We start from the raw sequence: 16743 nt of genomic DNA, 5'->3' as shown, positions 1-16743 counted from the left end.
ACACAGGTGAGTGACAGGACCATGATAGGAAATAGTTTCGATGTGATCGTGATCGGGGGTGGTCATGCCGGCACAGAAGCCGCTGCTGCTTCTGCGCGATTGGGGGCAAAAACCGCTCTGGTCACGCATAAACGCGAGACGATTGGTGTCATGTCCTGCAATCCAGCCATTGGTGGTCTGGGCAAAGGTCATCTCGTACGTGAGATTGATGCATTGGGTGGCTTGATGGGTGAGTGCGCAGACGCCGCCGGCATCCAGTTTCGTCTGCTCAATCGCAAGAAAGGTCCGGCTGTGCGTGGACCTCGCACGCAGGCTGACCGTCGTCTTTATCGTGAAGCGGTGCAGAACCAGATTGAAAGCCTTGATAATCTGACCGTCATTGAAGGTGATGCCTTCGATCTGACTCTTCGTGATGGAGTGGTTTCAGGTGTCGTTCTTGCGGATGGCCGTGAATTGCATAGCCGCTCAGTGGTTTTGACCACCGGGACTTTTCTACGTGGCCTGATCCATATTGGCCAGAAAAAAATCCCGGCTGGGCGGGTCGGTGAAGCACCGTCTTTGGGCTTGAGCGAAACACTGGCGCGTCTCGGTCTGCGTCTTGGCCGGTTGAAAACCGGGACACCGGCCAGGCTTGATGGACGAACCATTCATTGGGATCGTCTGGAGATGCAGGCTGCCGATGACGATCCGGTGCCCTTTTCCTTCATGACGGACAGTATTACCACCCCGCAGATCGAATGCGGGATTACCCGGACGACGGATGCCACACACAGGATCATTCGTGATAATATTCATTTGTCGGCTATGTATTCCGGACAGATTGAGGGCGTTGGTCCTCGCTATTGCCCGTCGATCGAAGATAAGATCATGCGCTTTGGTGATCGGGATGGGCATCAGGTGTTTCTGGAGCCTGAGGGTTTGGATGATCACACGGTTTATCCGAACGGAATTTCGACCTCACTGCCAGAAGATGTTCAGGATGCTTTTGTCCGCACGCTTCCAGGCCTTGAAGATGTCACCATTCTACAAAGCGCCTATGCGATTGAATATGATCATGTTGATCCGCGTGAACTGCGCCAGACATTGGAACTGAAGACGTTAACCGGCTTATATCTTGCCGGGCAGATCAATGGCACAACCGGTTATGAAGAAGCCGGCGCGCAAGGTCTGGTCGCGGGTCTTAATGCGGCGCGTCGGGCTGCCGGACAGGAACCGGTGATCTTCAGCCGGTCGCAGTCTTATATCGGCGTCATGATTGATGACCTGACGAGCCGTGGTGTGGCTGAGCCTTACCGCATGTTTACCTCGCGCGCCGAATTCCGCCTGTCGTTGCGAGCCGATAATGCTGATCTACGACTTACGCCGCTTGGACAGGAACTGGGCTGCATTTCTTCACAGCGGCAGGAAAAATTTCTCGCCTTCCGTCAAGGACTCGAGCAGACCTTGCAGCTTATACAGGAGCGTACACTCACTCCCAATGAAGCGCGCTCAGCCGGGATTACGGTCAATCTCGATGGACGACGTCGTTCGGCCATGGAGCTTCTGGCTTATCCGGATATTACCCTTCAGACACTGGCATCTGTCTGGCCTGATCTTTCCTCTCTCGATAACAAGATAGGTGAAGCTGCTGAAATCCATGCCACCTATGCGGTTTATATGGAGCGTCAGAATGCTGACATTGCTGCGACCCAGCGGGAGGAAAACCGGATCATTCCTCAAGATTTCGATTTTTCTCTTCTCCCCGGCCTGTCGAATGAGTTGAAGCAAAAACTGACTGCAGCCCAGCCGGAGACCTTGGCGCAGGCAAGCAGAATTGATGGAATGACACCGGCAGCCATTTCTCTGTTGATCGCAACTTTGAGCAAAGGATCCTATCGTAATGCCAGCTGATTCAATGTCTGCGCGTCATCTCGAATCGCTGACCGGTTTGCGTGTTTCACGTGAAACCTTTGACAGGCTTTGCGCCTTTGTTGAACTGTTTGAGAAGTGGTCAAAAACGATCAATCTTGTCGCCGCTTCAACGCAATCGCAGATTTGGGAACGCCATATCGTTGATAGTGTCCAGATTTTCAAACTGTCACCAGAGCCAAAGCAATGGATCGATCTGGGCAGTGGTGGTGGATTTCCGGGTGTGGTAACGGCCATTCTGCTTCACGAGACCTCTAGCGGTTGGGTCGATCTGGTTGAAAGCAATCACAAGAAGGCGGGCTTTCTGCGAATGGCGTTGTTGCAGACAGGTGCGCGTGGCAAGGTTCATAGCATTCGCATAGAAGAGGCCGTTCAAACCCTTCCTGCTCCGGATTTGATATCGGCTCGGGCGCTCGCTGAGTTGGATAAGCTGCTCGAGTTCGGGTTTCCATGGGTGGAGAAAAACGCAAATCTTAAGTTTCTTCTGCATAAAGGGCGGGATTACGCGGCAGAGCTGGCAAAAGCACGTGACCGCTGGCGGTTTGATCTGGTATTACACCAGAGCGTGCTTGATGAAGACTCGGTGATTTTGGAACTGAGCCATCTGGAAACGCTCAATTAGGATCAATCGGGTGACCTCATGGCTGACGGGAAGAACCGGATTATAACCATAGCCAATCAAAAAGGTGGTGTTGGCAAAACCACAACGGCAATCAATCTGGCAACGGCCCTGGCTGCCATTGGCGAACGTGTGCTGATTGTTGATCTTGATCCACAGGGCAATGCCAGTACCGGGCTTGGGATTGAGCGGCGTGATCGCAAGCTTTCCTCCTATGATTTGTTGATTGGAAGCCATACCGTTGCAGAGACAGCGGTTGAAACGGCGGTGCCGAATCTGTCGATCGTTCCGTCAACTCTTGATCTGCTTGGTCTTGAAATGGAAATCGCGCAGAGATCCGATCGGGTGTTTCGTTTGAAGAATGCCTTGAGCAAGAGTGAAGCGCTCAGCTATTCTTATGTTCTGGTGGATTGCCCACCCTCTTTCAATTTGCTGACAATGAATGCGATGACGGCGGCCCATTCAGTACTGGTGCCGCTGCAGTGCGAATTTTTTGCCCTGGAAGGGTTGAGTCAGCTGCTGGAAACCATCAGCCAGGTTCGTCGCAGCGTCAATCCGAACCTTGATATTCAGGGTATTGTCCTGACCATGTTCGATTCCCGCAATAATCTTGCGCAGCAGGTGGTCACAGATGTTCGCACCCATCTGGGAGATAAGGTCTATCATACGCTGATCCCTCGCAATGTTAGGGTCTCTGAAGCGCCGTCTTATGGTAAGCCGGCTATTCTCTATGATCTGAAATGCGCGGGCAGTCAGGCTTATTTGCAGTTGGCGTCTGAAGTCATTCAGAGAGAGCGTCAGCGTAAAGCGGCCTGATATCTTGCAGTTTGCTCTGATGGGATGATGGTAACCGACAGGATTAACGCTGCTCATGCTGGCTGGTTTATGTTTTACCATCGTGTTGAGCGGGATGCTGTCATTATCTCGGTAAAGATTATCCGCAATGGTTGAAAGGTCGTTTGTCTTCTTATGGTCCGGCTATGACCTTTGGAGAGACGCAAACGAAAAGGAATCGTCATGAATGATGATGTATCGAAAAGGCGTTTAGGTCGCGGGCTTGCTGCCTTGATTGGTGAGATGGATCAGCCTTTGCAGCCGGAAACGGCCCGTCCAGCTGTCGCGCCTGATCGGATGATTCCGATAGAATTTGTCAGCCGCAATCCGCGCAATCCGCGACGCTATTTCGATGAGACCGTGTTGCAGGAATTGGCGGGGTCTATCCGTCAGCATGGCATTGTTCAGCCGATTGTCGTTCGGACTGTTGGAACCGAGCGCTATGAAATTATTGCCGGGGAGCGGCGCTGGCGTGCTGCCCAACTGGCTGGTCTGGTCGACGTTCCTGTGATTGTTCGCGATGTCGACGATCGTATGGCCTTGGAACTTGCGATTGTCGAAAACGTTCAGCGGGCCGACCTTAACCCCCTCGAAGAGGCGATGGGCTATGAACAGCTGATCGCGGAATATGAGTACACTCAGAACGATCTGGGTGAGATCATCGGCAAGAGCCGGAGCCATGTTGCCAACAGCCTGCGTTTGTTGAAATTGCCTGATCCTGTCCGCGATATGCTGGCGGATGGTTCGCTTTCCGCTGGTCATGCCAGGGCGCTGGTTTCAACATCCGACCCAGTCGGATTGGCAAGGCAGATCGTATCCAAAGGGCTTTCGGTTCGCGATGCGGAACGTTTGGCGCAAAACGATATCAAGGGCCTAGGAGCAGCAAAGCCCGCGTCTGCTGCATCGACGAAAGATTCAGACACGATCGCGCTTGAGCGCAGTCTGTCGGACCGTCTTGGCCTGGATGTGTCGATCAATCACAAGGCCAGTGGCGGACAAATTCGCATCAGCTATAAAACACTTGAACAGCTTGAAGAGATTTGCCGTCTGCTTGAGGCGCGTTGAATGAGAGCATTTCCAGAAAAAGTGTGAAACGGTTTTCCGTCCGGAAATGCGGAAAACAAAGAGTTAGAGCATGTGTGGTGAACCAGTGTTCACCACACATGCCAACCGGCCATGGCTGCGGTTCATGAATTGTTTTTACGGGCTGATTGCAACGTTATCGCCAGCAATGTTTGCAAGGCCAGTGTATCTTCAAGACCCGGTTGACGTCGCGTCATGAAGATTGTTGATTGCAGGCGTTTCAATTCCTGAGAAATGCTGTCTCTGTTCCAGTTTCGCAGGGCTTTTTCAATCAAAGGCTTGCGTTTGAAGTGAATGCTTCTTCCCAGGCTTTGCATGACCTGGCCGGCTTGCTGCCGTTTATTGTCCATATCCGAGCGCATCAGATCGAGCAGCTGAAACTGCTTCAGACAGGATTGAAGCACGAGAAACATCGGCGTTTTCGATGTGGATATCTTGGCGATGGCATGAAGCAGTTGATCGGGATTGCCGGCAAGAACAGCATCCACGGCTTCATCCGTCGAGATGGCGCTGGCATCGCCGATCACATCGGTCACATGTTGCTCGTCAATGAGATCATCATGCAGGCAATAGAGCAGCAGCTTGGAAATCTCGTTTCTGGAGGCGCGTCTGTCACCGCCCAGCGATTCGGCTAGCAATTGCCGGGCAGCGGGCGTCAATCGCTTGCCAGCGGCAGAAAATTCCTGATCGATCAATGAATTGATGGCGCGGCTGTCATCCTGATAACAGGGGATGGCGGCAACGGCTCGGGACCCTTCGGCTGCCTTGCGCAAACCAGAGGTTTTTTTCAGATCTCCTGCTTCGATCAGCAGGATATTGTCTGTTCCATCCTCATTGGCGAGAATCTGCAGACCGTCTACTATGCCTTTTTCATTGGCCGCACCGCGGATCCAGACCAGACGTTTCCCGCCAAACAAGCCGATGGCGTTCATTTCGTCCAGCAGACGACCCGGGTCGGACTGTATATCGCTGGCATCAAACCGGATCACGGCAAAGGGATCATCCAGCGGAATATCGCAGCTTTTCGCAAGAGCCGTCCCGCGTTCGCTGACCAGTCCGGCATCGGGTCCATAGACAAGAAAGAGCCGATAATGGCGAGCTGACTTCGTTAGAAATCCGTCAAACTCGTGGGATTTGACTTCTACCATCACATCGCCTTGCTGCTTTCGAGTGCTGTGCGGTTTTTGAACCCAAAGCATGTTGCGTTTTATTGTCCGCAATAAAACGATAACGGACATGCGACATAACAAAGGCTTAAAGCACGTTGACTGAGGCTGATAAGTTGCAACGTGCTTTAGAAAAATGCAGCAACACTTTCAATCGGGAAAAGCTGAACGAGTCATCTCAAGACTTATTTCATGCGTCTCTTGGGAAAACCGGATTTCCGATTTTTGAAGAGACACATGCTTGAGACTTATGCCGCAGCATAACCGGCAAAACCCATAGGATTATTTTCCGCGGTTCAAAACAGCGGCTAGATCGGCGGTAATCAACTCGGCAAGCTCGTCAGCCGCGCGATCCTGTGCATCGCGAATGGCGCGCAATTTGGCAAACTGCTGCGTGGGAATATCGGCAAGCGCCACGGCTTCACGATGACCGATTTTCAGAACGGTGCCTTCCGGTGCCTTGCGCAGGATATAATTGGCGCTGACGACAATTCGCTGGGCGGTGTTGGTGTCGCCGTAGGAATCGCGCAGAACTTCCGTGGTCTGCGACGACACGTTCAGATCGACATTATAGGCAGGATGGGCTGGCTCCCCCTGCCCACCGGCGGCCAGAAAGATCAAGCGGTTGCGCACGGCCTGCCCCACTCTGTCCCCTGCAGGGGAGAAGGCGATAGACGCCATCATCTGTCGGGTATGGGTCTTTTCTCCGTAAAGCGGCTGGACCTGACAGCCAGCCACACCGGTAAGAAGAGCAAGCGACGCGCAGACAAGAGCACGCCGGGACAAAGCTGTGCGGGTCTTAGATGACAATGTTCACAATCCTTTGCGGAACGACAATGATCTTCTTCGGGCTCTGCCCTTGAAGCACGGCCTTGACCGCATCGAGATCGAGCACCGCCTGCTGAACGGTATTCTGATCCGCGTCGCGGGCAATTGTCAATTCGGCGCGTTTCTTCCCGTTGATTTGAATGGGCAGTGTGACCTCGTTTTCAATGACAAGGGCAGGATCGATGCTTGGCCAAGCCGCCTGTGCGACCAGCCCCTCATGACCAAGAACGCTCCAGCATTCCTCGGCCAGATGCGGTGTCATCGGCGCGATGATCTGGATAAGGATTTCCGTGGCGTTGCGCACGGCTGCCGTGAAGGTCGCATCGGCCTTGCCGGAAGCAACTTGCTGCAGTGGCTGTGCCAGGGCATTGACGAATTCATAGATGCGGGCAACGGCCTTATTGAAGGCGAGCTTTTCCAGATCTCCACCAACCGCTTGCAGGGTTTTGTGGGCGATCTGCGAAATCGCCTTGCCGTCACCCTCATGTGCGGGTGCGGCAGAGACGGATTTCAGCTGATCGGCTGCTTCCGCCACCAGACGCCAGACGCGCTGGACAAAACGGAAAGCACCTTCGACACCGGCTTCCGACCAGATGACGTCCCGGTCGGGCGGGGAATCGGACAGAACGAAGAAGCGGGCCGTATCGGCGCCATAGGAGGCGATAATATCATCGGGATCGATGACATTCTTCTTCGACTTCGACATTTTCTCGATCGAGCCGATCGTGACTTCTTCGCCGGTTGAGCGCAGATAGGCTTTGCGGATGCCGTCTGCCTCTTCGAGGCGAATATCGGCAGGTGAAATCCATTGGCCGTTCTGGCCGCTGCCCTGCCGGTAGGTTTCATGCACCACCATGCCCTGGGTGAACAGGCCCTTGAAGGGTTCGCTCACGCCGACATGGCCGGTTTCGCGCATGGCGCGGGTGAAGAAGCGCGAATAGAGGAGATGCAAGATCGCGTGTTCGATGCCACCGATATACTGGTCCACCGGAAGCCAGCGATTGGCAACCGCCGGATCCGTCGGCTCATCCTGCCAAGGCGCGGTGAAGCGGGTGTAATACCAGCTGGAATCGACAAAAGTGTCCATGGTGTCGGTTTCACGCCGCGCGGCCTTGCCACAGCAGGGGCAGGACACGTGACGCCAGGTCGGATGGCGATCGAGCGGATTGCCCGGCACATCGAAGGTCACATCATCGGGCAGCTTGACCGGTAGGTCCTTCTTCGGTACGGGCACGACGCCGCAGACCTCGCAATGAATGACCGGAATGGGGCAGCCCCAGTAACGTTGCCGGGAAACACCCCAGTCGCGCAGGCGGAAATTCACCTTGCGTTCGGCCACCGGCGCGCCGTTGAGCTGTTCAGCCTCCAGTTTCGAGGCCACCATTTCGAAGGCGTCTTCCGGGGTCTTGCCGTCGAGGAAGCGGGAATTGATCATCACACCGTCACCATCATAGGCGGTGTCGTCAATGGTGAAGCTTGCCGCATCGCCATCCTTCGGCATCACGACGGGCACGACCGGCAGGTCGTATTTACGGGCGAAATCCAGATCGCGCTGATCGCCGGAGGGGCAGCCGAAAATCGCGCCGGTGCCATAATCCATCAGCACGAAATTGGCGATGTAAACGGGCACCTGCCAGTCCGGATCAAGCGGATGACGCACGGTGATGCCGGTGTTGATGCCCTTCTTTTCGGCGGTTTCCAGGGCAGCCAGCGCCGTTCCAGCCCGGCGGCAGTCGTCGCAGAAGGCTGCCACGGCTTCGTTTTCGGCGCTCAAGGCCCTGGCCAGCGGATGGTCAGCGGCAATGGCAAGGAAGGATGCGCCAAACAGCGTATCGGCGCGGGTGGTGTAGACCTGGATTTCAGAAAAACCGTCCGGTGCTTTCCCTTCGATCTGCCAGCGGATGGTCAGACCTTCGGAGCGGCCGATCCAGTTCTTCTGCATCAGCCGCACTTTTTCCGGCCAGTCGTCGAGCGTATCCAGCGCATCGAGTAGGTCCTGAGCGAAATCGGTGATCTTGAAGAACCATTGCGTCAGGTCACGCTGTTCGACCAGTGCGCCGGAGCGCCAGCCACGCCCGTCGATCACCTGCTCATTGGCGAGAACCGTCTGGTCCACCGGGTCCCAATTCACCTTGGATTGCTTGCGATAAACCAGACCCTTGTCCATCATGTCGATGAAGAGTGCCTGCTGGCGATGATAATAATCGACATCGCAGGTGGCGAATTCACGCGACCAGTCCAGCGACAGGCCCATGGATTTCAGCTGGGCGCGCATGGCGGCAATGTTCTGATAGGTCCAGTCCTTCGGATGAACCTTGTTCTGCATGGCAGCATTTTCCGCCGGCATGCCGAAGGCGTCCCAGCCCATGGGATGCAGCACGTTGAAGCCGCGGGCGCGCTTGTAGCGGGCGACGACATCGCCGAGCGCATAATTGCGCACATGGCCGACATGGATGCGACCCGACGGATAGGGAAACATCTCCAGCACGTAATATTTTTCACGGCGATCGCTGTTATCGGTCTCGAAAACCTTCGCTTCAGCCCATTTCTTCTGCCAGCGAGGCTCGGTTTCGCGCGGATTATAACGTTCTGTGCTCATGGAAAGGCATGTCCGGACATCGAGAAAAATCGCTTGGACCTTCATCATGAAACACCCTTTGCGTCAAGCTTTCTGCGCTTGAACGACGCTTGCTCTTGCCTTTCGCGTCGAAAGCCTGAAAAACGGACGTCTCAAAACAGGGATGGTCAGCATGACGATTGAAGAAAGATTGGCAGAGGTCAGAGATCGCATCACCGAGGCAACGCAAGACGCAGGCCGGGAGCCGGGCTCAGTTCAGCTTGTTGCCGTGTCCAAGACCTTTGAGGCAGCAGCCATTCGTCCTGTCATTCAACAAGGTCAGCGGATTTTCGGTGAAAACCGGGTGCAGGAGGCCGAAAGCAAGTGGCCCGAGTTGAAGGCGGAAACCGATGGCCTCGAGCTGCATCTGATCGGCCCGCTGCAATCCAACAAGGCAGCCAATGCCGTGGCGCTCTTCGACGTGATCGAAACGGTGGACCGGGAAAAGATCGCCCGGGTTCTTTCCGAGGAAATGCTGAAACAGGGCCGTAGCCTTCGGCTTTATATTCAGGTCAATACCGGTCTTGAGCCGCAAAAAGCTGGAATCGATCCTAAAGAAACTAGAACATTTGTCGATTTCTGCCGGCAGGATTTGGGACACACCATTGAGGGGTTGATGTGCATTCCGCCGGCTGAGGAAAATCCCGGTCCGCATTTCGCCTTGCTGGCAAAACTGGTGCAGGATTGCGGCCTCTCAAAGCTGTCCATGGGCATGTCCGGCGATTATGAAACGGCGATTGCTTTTGGCGCGACCAGTGTGCGCGTCGGCTCGGCGATTTTCGGGCAGAGATAAAGAAATGTCCCTGACGTGTGATTGTCTGGAGTATCATTGTTAAAGCACGTTGCGGCTTATCAGCCTCATGCAACGTGCTTTCAGTTTTTGATGTGTCGCATGTCCGTTATCGTTTTATTGAGGTCAATAAAACGCGGCATGTTTTAGCAGTAGGATCGATCAATGCGATTGAGTTCTTCTGCCCAGAGCGGGCCTGCTTTTTTCGGGTCAAGGTGATGATCGGTCGGATCAGGATGACGAAAATTGTCGTCGATGACACGGGTATGACTGTTGATGATCTTGTCTGTTATGTCGATGAACGGCAGAGACCGTTTCCCGGCTTCCTCGCGCAATTTCGCATTATAGTCCAACGTCAGGTCTGTTCTTTCTCGCAACGATGCCCTGACCTGTCGTCGCGCGTTGGCGACGTCTCCCCAATCCTGTCCGTCACGAATCGTCGGTATCGTCGCTGCGGAGATAACGACAGTCATGTATCCGCCATTTCTTATTTCATCAACAAAGTCGAAATACGCGGCAATACTTTGATCAAACTGTGACTGTATGCTTTCATTATGTTTTTGCGCTCTATACCAGATCACAAAACCACAATCGACTTCCCCCAATTGAATCACTGGTCTTACAGCTATTTTTGCCGTTAGTAGCTCTTTTTTAAAAATACTGACTGCGTCGGTCAGCGAATTCGGGTTCCGAAGACCGACCGCGGTTGCGGCTGGAACCTCTGTGAAGAGACAGGGATTGGTCATCAGTCCCATCTCAGATGCTGCACGAAAGGCTTGAATATGGCTGTCGCCAACTATATGCCACGTTGTGACATTTTTCATTGTCGTTTCCTGCCTTCGAAACAGATTGCATCATATTGACCGCACGATGCTCTAGACATGCAAGAATAAAAAAAGCCGTTTGCAAGGAGTAAATCATTGCAAACGGCTTTACGATTGACAAGACGGCAGGTGCGATCAGTACTGATCGTCGTCCTCATCCGGCTTGCGGTCCGATTTGAGCGACTGCAGCTTGGCAAACACGGCGCTGGCGTCAATTTCTTTCTCTTCTTCCTGATAGAAGTCGAGATGTTCGGTGTCCGAAGCCGATTGCAGGGTGGCGCCGATTTCGGCGGCAGTCGGCAGCGGACGGCCCTTGGAGGCTTTTTCTACTTCCATGTCGAGATCGATCTGGCTGCACAGACCCAGCGTCACAGGGTCCATCGGCGTCAGATTGGCCGAATTCCAGTGGCTGCGGTCGCGGATCTGTTCGATGGTGTTTTTCGTCGTGCCGATCAGCCGGGCAATCTGCGCATCCTTCAGTTCCGGATGGTTGCGTACCAGCCAGAGCACGGCATTGGGCCGGTCCTGGCGCTTGGACAGCGGCGTATAGCGCGGGCCGCGACGCTTGCTTTCCGGCACGCGCACCTTCGGCTCAGAAATTTTCAGCTTGTAGTGAATGTCTTTTTCGCCGCGGGCAATTTCATCGCGCGAAAGCTGGCCGGTCGCGATCGGATCGAGACCCTTGATGCCCTGTGCTGCCTCGCCGTCTGCAATCGCCTTTACTTCCAGCGGATGCAGCTTGCAGAATGTGGCGATCTGGTCGAATGACAGCGCCGTGTTATCGACAAGCCATACGGCCGTTGCCTTGGGCATGAGCAATGTCTGGGCCATGAACTTACAATCCTTCTTCAGGTCCGCGCCTTGGGCCGCGAGCCGTGGACAAAACCACAATTTCCGGGAAATCGACTTCCCTATACGCCGATTGGCGCAGAATTGCAAATGTTTGAGCAGCAAATGACCTTTGTCTAATTGCCGACACAGAGCGGAGTGCTATGAATATAGGTCATAGTGGAGAGACAGGTGCTTGGTCTTGGCTTTTGGCAAAGCGCCTGAAAGGAGGAAAATATGTCGGCGAAAACCTATCCCGTTTTGAAATCGGCGCGCGCCCAGGCAATGATCGATCCGGATAAATATCAGAAATGGTATGAGGAGAGCATCGAGGACCCGGAAAAGTTCTGGATGAAGCATGGCAAGCGGATCGACTGGTTCAAACCCTACACCAAGGCGAAGAACACCAGTTTCAAGGGCAAGGTTTCGATCAAATGGTTTGAAGATGGCATCACCAATGTCTCCTATAACTGCATCGACCGGCATTTGAAGACCCATGGCGAGCGCACCGCGATCATCTGGGAAGGCGACAATCCCTATATCGACAAGAAGATCACCTATAACCAGCTTTACGACAATGTCTGCCGTCTCGCCAATGTGCTGAAGGCGCAAGGGGTCAAGAAGGGCGACCGCGTCACCATTTATATGCCGATGATCCCGGAAGCGGCCTATGCCATGCTGGCATGCGCCCGCATCGGCGCGGTGCATTCGGTGGTGTTTGGTGGTTTTTCACCGGAAGCGCTGGCGGGGCGTATCGTCGATTGCGAATCGACCTTCGTGATCACCTGCGATGAGGGCGTGCGCGGCGGCAAGCCGGTGGCGCTCAAGGAAAATACCGATATCGCCATCGATATTGCCGCCAAGCAATATGTCATCGTCAACAAGGTGCTTGTGGTGCGCCGCACCGGCGGCAAGGTCGGCTGGGCACCGGGCCGCGACCTCTGGTATCATCAGGAAATTGCCAAGGCAAAACCGGATTGCCCGCCGGTGAAGATGAAGGCGGAAGATCCGCTGTTCATCCTTTATACGTCCGGTTCGACCGGCAAGCCCAAGGGGGTGCTGCATACCACGGGCGGCTATCTCGTCTATGCCTCGATGACCCATGAATATGTCTTCGATTACAAGGACGGCGAGATTTTCTGGTGCAGTGCCGATGTCGGCTGGGTCACGGGCCATTCCTATATCGTCTATGGACCGCTTGCCAATTGCGCCACGACCCTGATGTTTGAAGGTGTGCCGAATTTCCCCGATCAGGGCCGCTTCTGGGAAGTGATCGACAAGCACAAGGTCAATATCTTCTATACCGCGCCGACGGCAATCCGTTCGCTGATGGGGGCGGGCGACGACTTCGTCAAACGCTCGTCGCGTTCGAGCCTCAGGCTTCTCGGCTCGGTCGGCGAACCGATCAATCCGGAAGCTTGGGAATGGTATTATCATGTGGTTGGCGAAGATCGCTGCCCCATCGTCGACACCTGGTGGCAGACGGAAACCGGCGGTATCCTGATTTCTCCCCTGCCCGGCGCAACCGACCTCAAGCCAGGTTCGGCCACCCGGCCCTTCTTTGGTGTGAAGCCGCAACTGGTTGATAATGAGGGCCAGGTGCTGGAGGGCGCAATCGATGGCAATCTCTGCATCACAGACAGCTGGCCGGGACAGGCGCGGACGATCTATGGCGACCATAATCGCTTCGTCCAGACCTATTTCTCCACTTATAAGGGCAAATATTTCACCGGCGACGGCTGCCGCCGCGATGAGGACGGCTATTACTGGATCACCGGCCGCGTCGATGATGTGCTGAATGTTTCCGGTCACCGGCTTGGTACGGCAGAGGTGGAATCGGCGCTGGTCTCGCATCACCTTGTCTCCGAAGCCGCTGTCGTCGGCTATCCGCATGTCATCAAGGGACAGGGCATTTATTGCTATGTCACGCTGATGGCCGGTCAGGAGGGCAATGAGGAATTGCGTCAGGCGCTGATCAAGCATGTGCGTGCCGAGATCGGCCCGATCGCCTCGCCCGACAAGATCCAGTTCGCCCCCGGCCTGCCGAAAACCCGTTCCGGCAAGATCATGCGCCGTATTCTGCGCAAGATCGCCGAAGACGATTTCGGCTCTCTGGGCGACACCTCGACACTGGCCGATCCGACCGTGGTTGATGATCTGATCGCCAACCGGCAGAACAAGTCGGCAGCGGCGGCCTGAACCTGCAGCAAAGGGCGCGAATGCCTTTTGCATGTTTCCCCGCAAAGGAATTTTGCAGCCCTCTCGTCACGGGCTGCAAAAGTGATTATATGAAGGGCCTTATCAGGAGTTCTCATGGCCCGGATCGATCAATCCGAAGACTGGCGCGACAAGCATGCGCCAACGATCAGCAGCTTCGAATCGCTTGCCATTGAAGCCTTCGGCTCCTTGCCGCAGGAGTTTAGGGCGTTGACTGGAAACCTCATTATTGAGATCGCCGATTTTCCGACGGACGAGATTTTTGAGGATATGGCGCTCGAAACACCCTTCGACCTGCTCGGCCTGTTCGAAGGAAACGGCATTTCCGAACGGTTCACCATGGAAACCGGGCAATTGCCCAATCGCATCACCCTTTATCGTCGGCCCATTCTTGATTACTGGGCGGAAAATGACGAGACCCTTGGCGATATCATTACCCATGTCCTGATCCATGAGATCGGCCATCATTTCGGCCTGTCGGATGACGATATGCAACGGATTGAAGACACCGCAGAGGCGGGTATTGCGGATCAATCCTGAAAAGGGCCCCAAACGGGGCCTTCTTCTTTTGAAGGCGCTTGTCACGACGGCAGAGCCTCGGGACAGGTCCGAGGATGACGAAACATCGACAGCGCCGTGCGCCATATATGGCGCACAAAGGACGCTGTAACACTTTTAATTTGCTGAATAATTTTCACCTTAAACCGATTCCGGTTTAAGGAATTATGCAGGAGTGTCAGCCCTCATCCGGGATTGATTATTGTTCGCCAAGCTTCATCGACGGATCGTAATCCTTGCCGTGCACGGTTTTGACGACTGCCTGACCGCAATGCATCTGATTGGTGGCAGCATTGAAGGAGAGGCTGGGGGCGCCATGCAGTTCCCAGCCCTTGTTCAGCGCATCGGTCACGCGGTGGCAGAAGGAGGCATCGTCCGGGCCGGTGAGGAATCGATAGACTTTCATTGCGGTTCATCCTGGTTTGTTGTGCGAGAAAAGGTTTTCAGAAGACGTTCGGCTGCTTCGGCATGGAGCCGCTCGATCATCCGGCCATTGTGGTTGATGACATTGAGTGCGGCGGCTTCCGGCGTGCTGAAGGCGGCGATGATGGCTCTTGCCTCGGCCAGGTCTTCAGCACTGGGAGCAAAGGCGCGATTGGCAGCCTCGATCTGGCTCGGATGGATCAGCATCTTGCCGTCAAAGCCCATGGCGCGGCCCTCGGTGCATTCGGCCTGGAACGCTTCGAGGTCGCGAAAATCGTTGGAGACGCTGTCGATCACGTCGAGGCCATAGGCGCGGGCGGCCAGCACCACCTGCATCAACAAAGGCAAAAGCGTGCGCCGCTTCGGATCGGCGGGGATGCGCGTTTCCTTGCGCAGATCGTTGAGACCGACGACAAAGCAAGTTAAGCCACAGTCTTCTGCCGCTTCCGCAAGGGCCGCGGCCTTGAGCACGGCTTTCGGCGTTTCGATCATGGCCCAAAGCTCAGACCTACTCCCGATCCGATCCCGCAACTGCGTCAAGGCTTCAACGCTTTCCGCCTTGGGCAGAAGAACGGCATCCGGTTGCAACTGCCGCACCAGAGCAAGGTCGGCTGCGTGATGAGGGGTGTCCGTGCCATTGATCCGGATAATCCATTGCTGATCTGGCCTGTCATGACCTTCGGCAAACTGCTTCAAACTGTCGCGGGCCAGTTGTTTGGCGCTTTCGGCGACCGAATCCTCAAGATCGAAAATCACCCCGTCTGTCGGAAGAGTTCGGGATTTTTCCAATGCGCGGGCATTGATCGCCGGCACACTCAGCAGGGAACGGCGTAGCCTGAAACGTTCTTGTGGGGTCAATGCTTCCGTCATCTTCCTCTCCTGATGCCCGCAGTGGCAGGCCTGTGACACCCGGGCTGCGACAAGGAGGCACAGCAATAGCCCTTGCAAAGCCCAAGGTGAAGCCCCACCTTGAACATGTGAAAGGATGATGACGATGAACACTCTTCGCTCTCTGGTATGGATCAGCCTTGGCGTCGTGGTCGCAGCACTTGCAGCGGCAATGACTCTTTCCCTCACCATGGTCGCAGGTCTGGTGATGAGCCTTGCCCTCGGCTGGCGGATGATGTCCCTGAAACAAAAGCCGATGCCGCTTTATGCCCGTGCACGCAAACAACAGGCGCGCCAGCCAGTGCGGATCTGGAATGACGGCAACGGCACGATCATCGATATGTAAGTTGATCGGCGTTTTACCCGGTGCGGCACTGAACCGGTCAAGATTCTCCTTCAAATCTCCGCTTTTTTAAGGTACTGCGGTTCAGATTTTTTTGCAGGAGTGAGACATGGACAAGTTCACCAAGCTGACCGGCGTTGCAGCGCCCCTTCCGGTCGTGAATATCGACACGGACATGATCATCCCGAAGGATTACCTGAAGACGATCAAGCGGACCGGTCTGGGTACGGGCCTGTTCGCCGAAGCCCGCTATAACCAGGACGGATCGGAAAACCCGGATTTCGTTCTGAACAAGCCTGCTTACCGCGATGCGAAAATCCTCGTTGCCGGTGACAATTTCGGCTGCGGCTCTTCGCGTGAACATGCGCCCTGGGCGCTTCTCGATTTCGGCATTCGCTGCGTGATCTCCACCAGCTTCGCCGATATTTTCTACAACAACTGTTTCAAGAACGGCATTTTGCCGATCACCGTCAGCCAGGAAGATCTGGACAAGCTGATGGATGATGCCGAGCGCGGTTCCAACGCCGTTCTGAGCGTCGATCTCGAAGCCCAGGAAATCACCGGGCCGGATGGCGGCAAAATTACCTTTGAAATCGATGCTTTCAAGCGCCATTGCCTGCTCAACGGTCTCGACGACATCGGCCTGACGCTGGAAAAATCCTCCGCCATTGCCGATTATGAAAAGGGCATGGCAACCTCGCGCCCCTGGGCTTGAGAGTGCTGCTCTTGCAGTCAGACCATAGCAGAAACAGCATGAGGGCGGCCCATTGAGGCCGCCTTTTGTTTTTGCGGCTGCGTACCGCTTTCATCTTCGGCG

General features: G+C 55.0%; 16 protein-coding genes. 9 read left to right on the top strand and 7 right to left on the bottom strand.

The genetic code is table 11. The annotated features are described in order from the left end of the window. Positions 1 to 24 precede the first annotated feature (24 nt). The 4 genes from mnmG to NAC44_RS18950 all read left to right on the top strand — a co-directional run bounded on the left by mnmG (position 25) and on the right by NAC44_RS18950 (position 4426). Entirely contained in the window at positions 25 to 1890 is a 1866-nt protein-coding gene (mnmG, locus tag NAC44_RS18965) for a tRNA uridine-5-carboxymethylaminomethyl(34) synthesis enzyme MnmG (RefSeq protein WP_250943188.1), read from the top strand. 4 nt (positions 1891 to 1894) lie between these two features. Beyond that, positions 1895 to 2530 (top strand): 16S rRNA (guanine(527)-N(7))-methyltransferase RsmG, encoded by a 636-nt coding sequence (gene rsmG / locus NAC44_RS18960; protein ID WP_250943187.1) that lies wholly within the window; start codon positions 1895 to 1897, stop codon positions 2528 to 2530. An 18-nt stretch (positions 2531 to 2548) separates the two neighbouring features. Next, positions 2549 to 3343 carry a ParA family protein gene (locus NAC44_RS18955; protein ID WP_250943128.1) on the top strand — a complete coding sequence of 265 codons (795 nt, stop codon included), beginning with the start codon at positions 2549 to 2551 and terminating at the stop codon, positions 3341 to 3343. A gap of 201 nt (positions 3344 to 3544) precedes the next feature. Next, positions 3545 to 4426 carry a ParB/RepB/Spo0J family partition protein gene (locus NAC44_RS18950; RefSeq protein WP_250943127.1) on the top strand — a complete coding sequence of 294 codons (882 nt, stop codon included), beginning with the start codon at positions 3545 to 3547 and terminating at the stop codon, positions 4424 to 4426. A gap of 122 nt (positions 4427 to 4548) precedes the next feature. On the opposite strand, the gene holA is transcribed toward NAC44_RS18950, so the two are convergent. The 3 genes from holA to leuS form a co-directional block, all read right to left on the bottom strand. Continuing rightward, positions 4549 to 5592, bottom strand: a complete 1044-nt coding sequence (gene holA / locus NAC44_RS18945; protein ID WP_250943126.1) for a DNA polymerase III subunit delta — start codon at positions 5590 to 5592, stop codon at positions 4549 to 4551. Between the two features lie 300 nt (positions 5593 to 5892). Further along, positions 5893 to 6420 (bottom strand): LPS assembly lipoprotein LptE, encoded by a 528-nt coding sequence (lptE, locus tag NAC44_RS18940; RefSeq protein ID WP_250943125.1) that lies wholly within the window; start codon positions 6418 to 6420, stop codon positions 5893 to 5895. After that, the gene (leuS, locus tag NAC44_RS18935; protein WP_250943124.1) at positions 6410 to 9037 is read right to left on the bottom strand and encodes a leucine--tRNA ligase; all 2628 of its coding nucleotides are present in this window, start codon (positions 9035 to 9037) and stop codon (positions 6410 to 6412) included. The genes lptE and leuS overlap by 11 nt, the downstream gene beginning before the upstream one ends. A 151-nt stretch (positions 9038 to 9188) precedes the next feature. Here leuS and NAC44_RS18930 point away from each other — a divergent pair, with 151 nt between their 5' ends. Continuing rightward, positions 9189 to 9848, top strand: coding sequence for a YggS family pyridoxal phosphate-dependent enzyme (locus NAC44_RS18930; RefSeq protein WP_250943123.1), 660 nt, complete (start codon positions 9189 to 9191; stop codon positions 9846 to 9848). Between the two features lie 143 nt (positions 9849 to 9991). On the opposite strand, the gene NAC44_RS18925 is transcribed toward NAC44_RS18930, so the two are convergent. Together NAC44_RS18925 and NAC44_RS18920 are read right to left on the bottom strand one after the other, a co-directional pair. Further along, positions 9992 to 10669: an SGNH/GDSL hydrolase family protein gene (locus NAC44_RS18925; protein WP_250943122.1), complete on the bottom strand. Its 678-nt coding sequence runs from the start codon at positions 10667 to 10669 to the stop codon at positions 9992 to 9994. Positions 10670 to 10804: 135 nt separating this feature from the next. Further along, positions 10805 to 11500: a DUF1013 domain-containing protein gene (locus NAC44_RS18920; RefSeq protein WP_250943121.1), complete on the bottom strand. Its 696-nt coding sequence runs from the start codon at positions 11498 to 11500 to the stop codon at positions 10805 to 10807. 234 nt (positions 11501 to 11734) lie between these two features. On the opposite strand from NAC44_RS18920, the gene acs reads away from it, so the two are divergent. Together acs and NAC44_RS18910 are read left to right on the top strand one after the other, a co-directional pair. After that, entirely contained in the window at positions 11735 to 13696 is a 1962-nt protein-coding gene (gene acs, locus NAC44_RS18915) for an acetate--CoA ligase (RefSeq protein WP_250943120.1), read from the top strand. A gap of 114 nt (positions 13697 to 13810) precedes the next feature. Then, positions 13811 to 14254 (top strand): metallopeptidase family protein, encoded by a 444-nt coding sequence (locus NAC44_RS18910; protein WP_250943119.1) that lies wholly within the window; start codon positions 13811 to 13813, stop codon positions 14252 to 14254. A 217-nt stretch (positions 14255 to 14471) separates the two neighbouring features. On the opposite strand, the gene NAC44_RS18905 is transcribed toward NAC44_RS18910, so the two are convergent. Both NAC44_RS18905 and NAC44_RS18900 read right to left on the bottom strand, forming a co-directional pair. Then, positions 14472 to 14678 (bottom strand): DUF1737 domain-containing protein, encoded by a 207-nt coding sequence (locus NAC44_RS18905; protein WP_099059681.1) that lies wholly within the window; start codon positions 14676 to 14678, stop codon positions 14472 to 14474. After that, positions 14675 to 15565: an HpcH/HpaI aldolase/citrate lyase family protein gene (locus NAC44_RS18900; RefSeq protein WP_250943118.1), complete on the bottom strand. Its 891-nt coding sequence runs from the start codon at positions 15563 to 15565 to the stop codon at positions 14675 to 14677. Before NAC44_RS18900 ends, NAC44_RS18905 begins: the two co-directional genes overlap by 4 nt. Positions 15566 to 15689: 124 nt before the next feature. Between NAC44_RS18900 and NAC44_RS18895 the strand changes: the two genes are divergently transcribed. Further along, on the top strand, positions 15690 to 15929 hold the full coding sequence (locus NAC44_RS18895; protein WP_250943117.1) for a hypothetical protein: 240 nt from the start codon (positions 15690 to 15692) through the stop codon (positions 15927 to 15929). Positions 15930 to 16035: 106 nt separating this feature from the next. Then, positions 16036 to 16641 (top strand): 3-isopropylmalate dehydratase small subunit, encoded by a 606-nt coding sequence (gene leuD / locus NAC44_RS18890; RefSeq protein WP_250943116.1) that lies wholly within the window; start codon positions 16036 to 16038, stop codon positions 16639 to 16641. Positions 16642 to 16743: the final 102 nt, after the last annotated feature.

Source organism: Allorhizobium sonneratiae, assembly GCF_023700755.1.
In the GTDB taxonomy this organism is placed as follows: domain Bacteria; phylum Pseudomonadota; class Alphaproteobacteria; order Rhizobiales; family Rhizobiaceae; genus Allorhizobium; species Allorhizobium sonneratiae.
The sequence above is the reverse complement of the archived record's forward strand: the minus strand, read 5'-3'. Positions and strand labels throughout refer to the sequence as shown.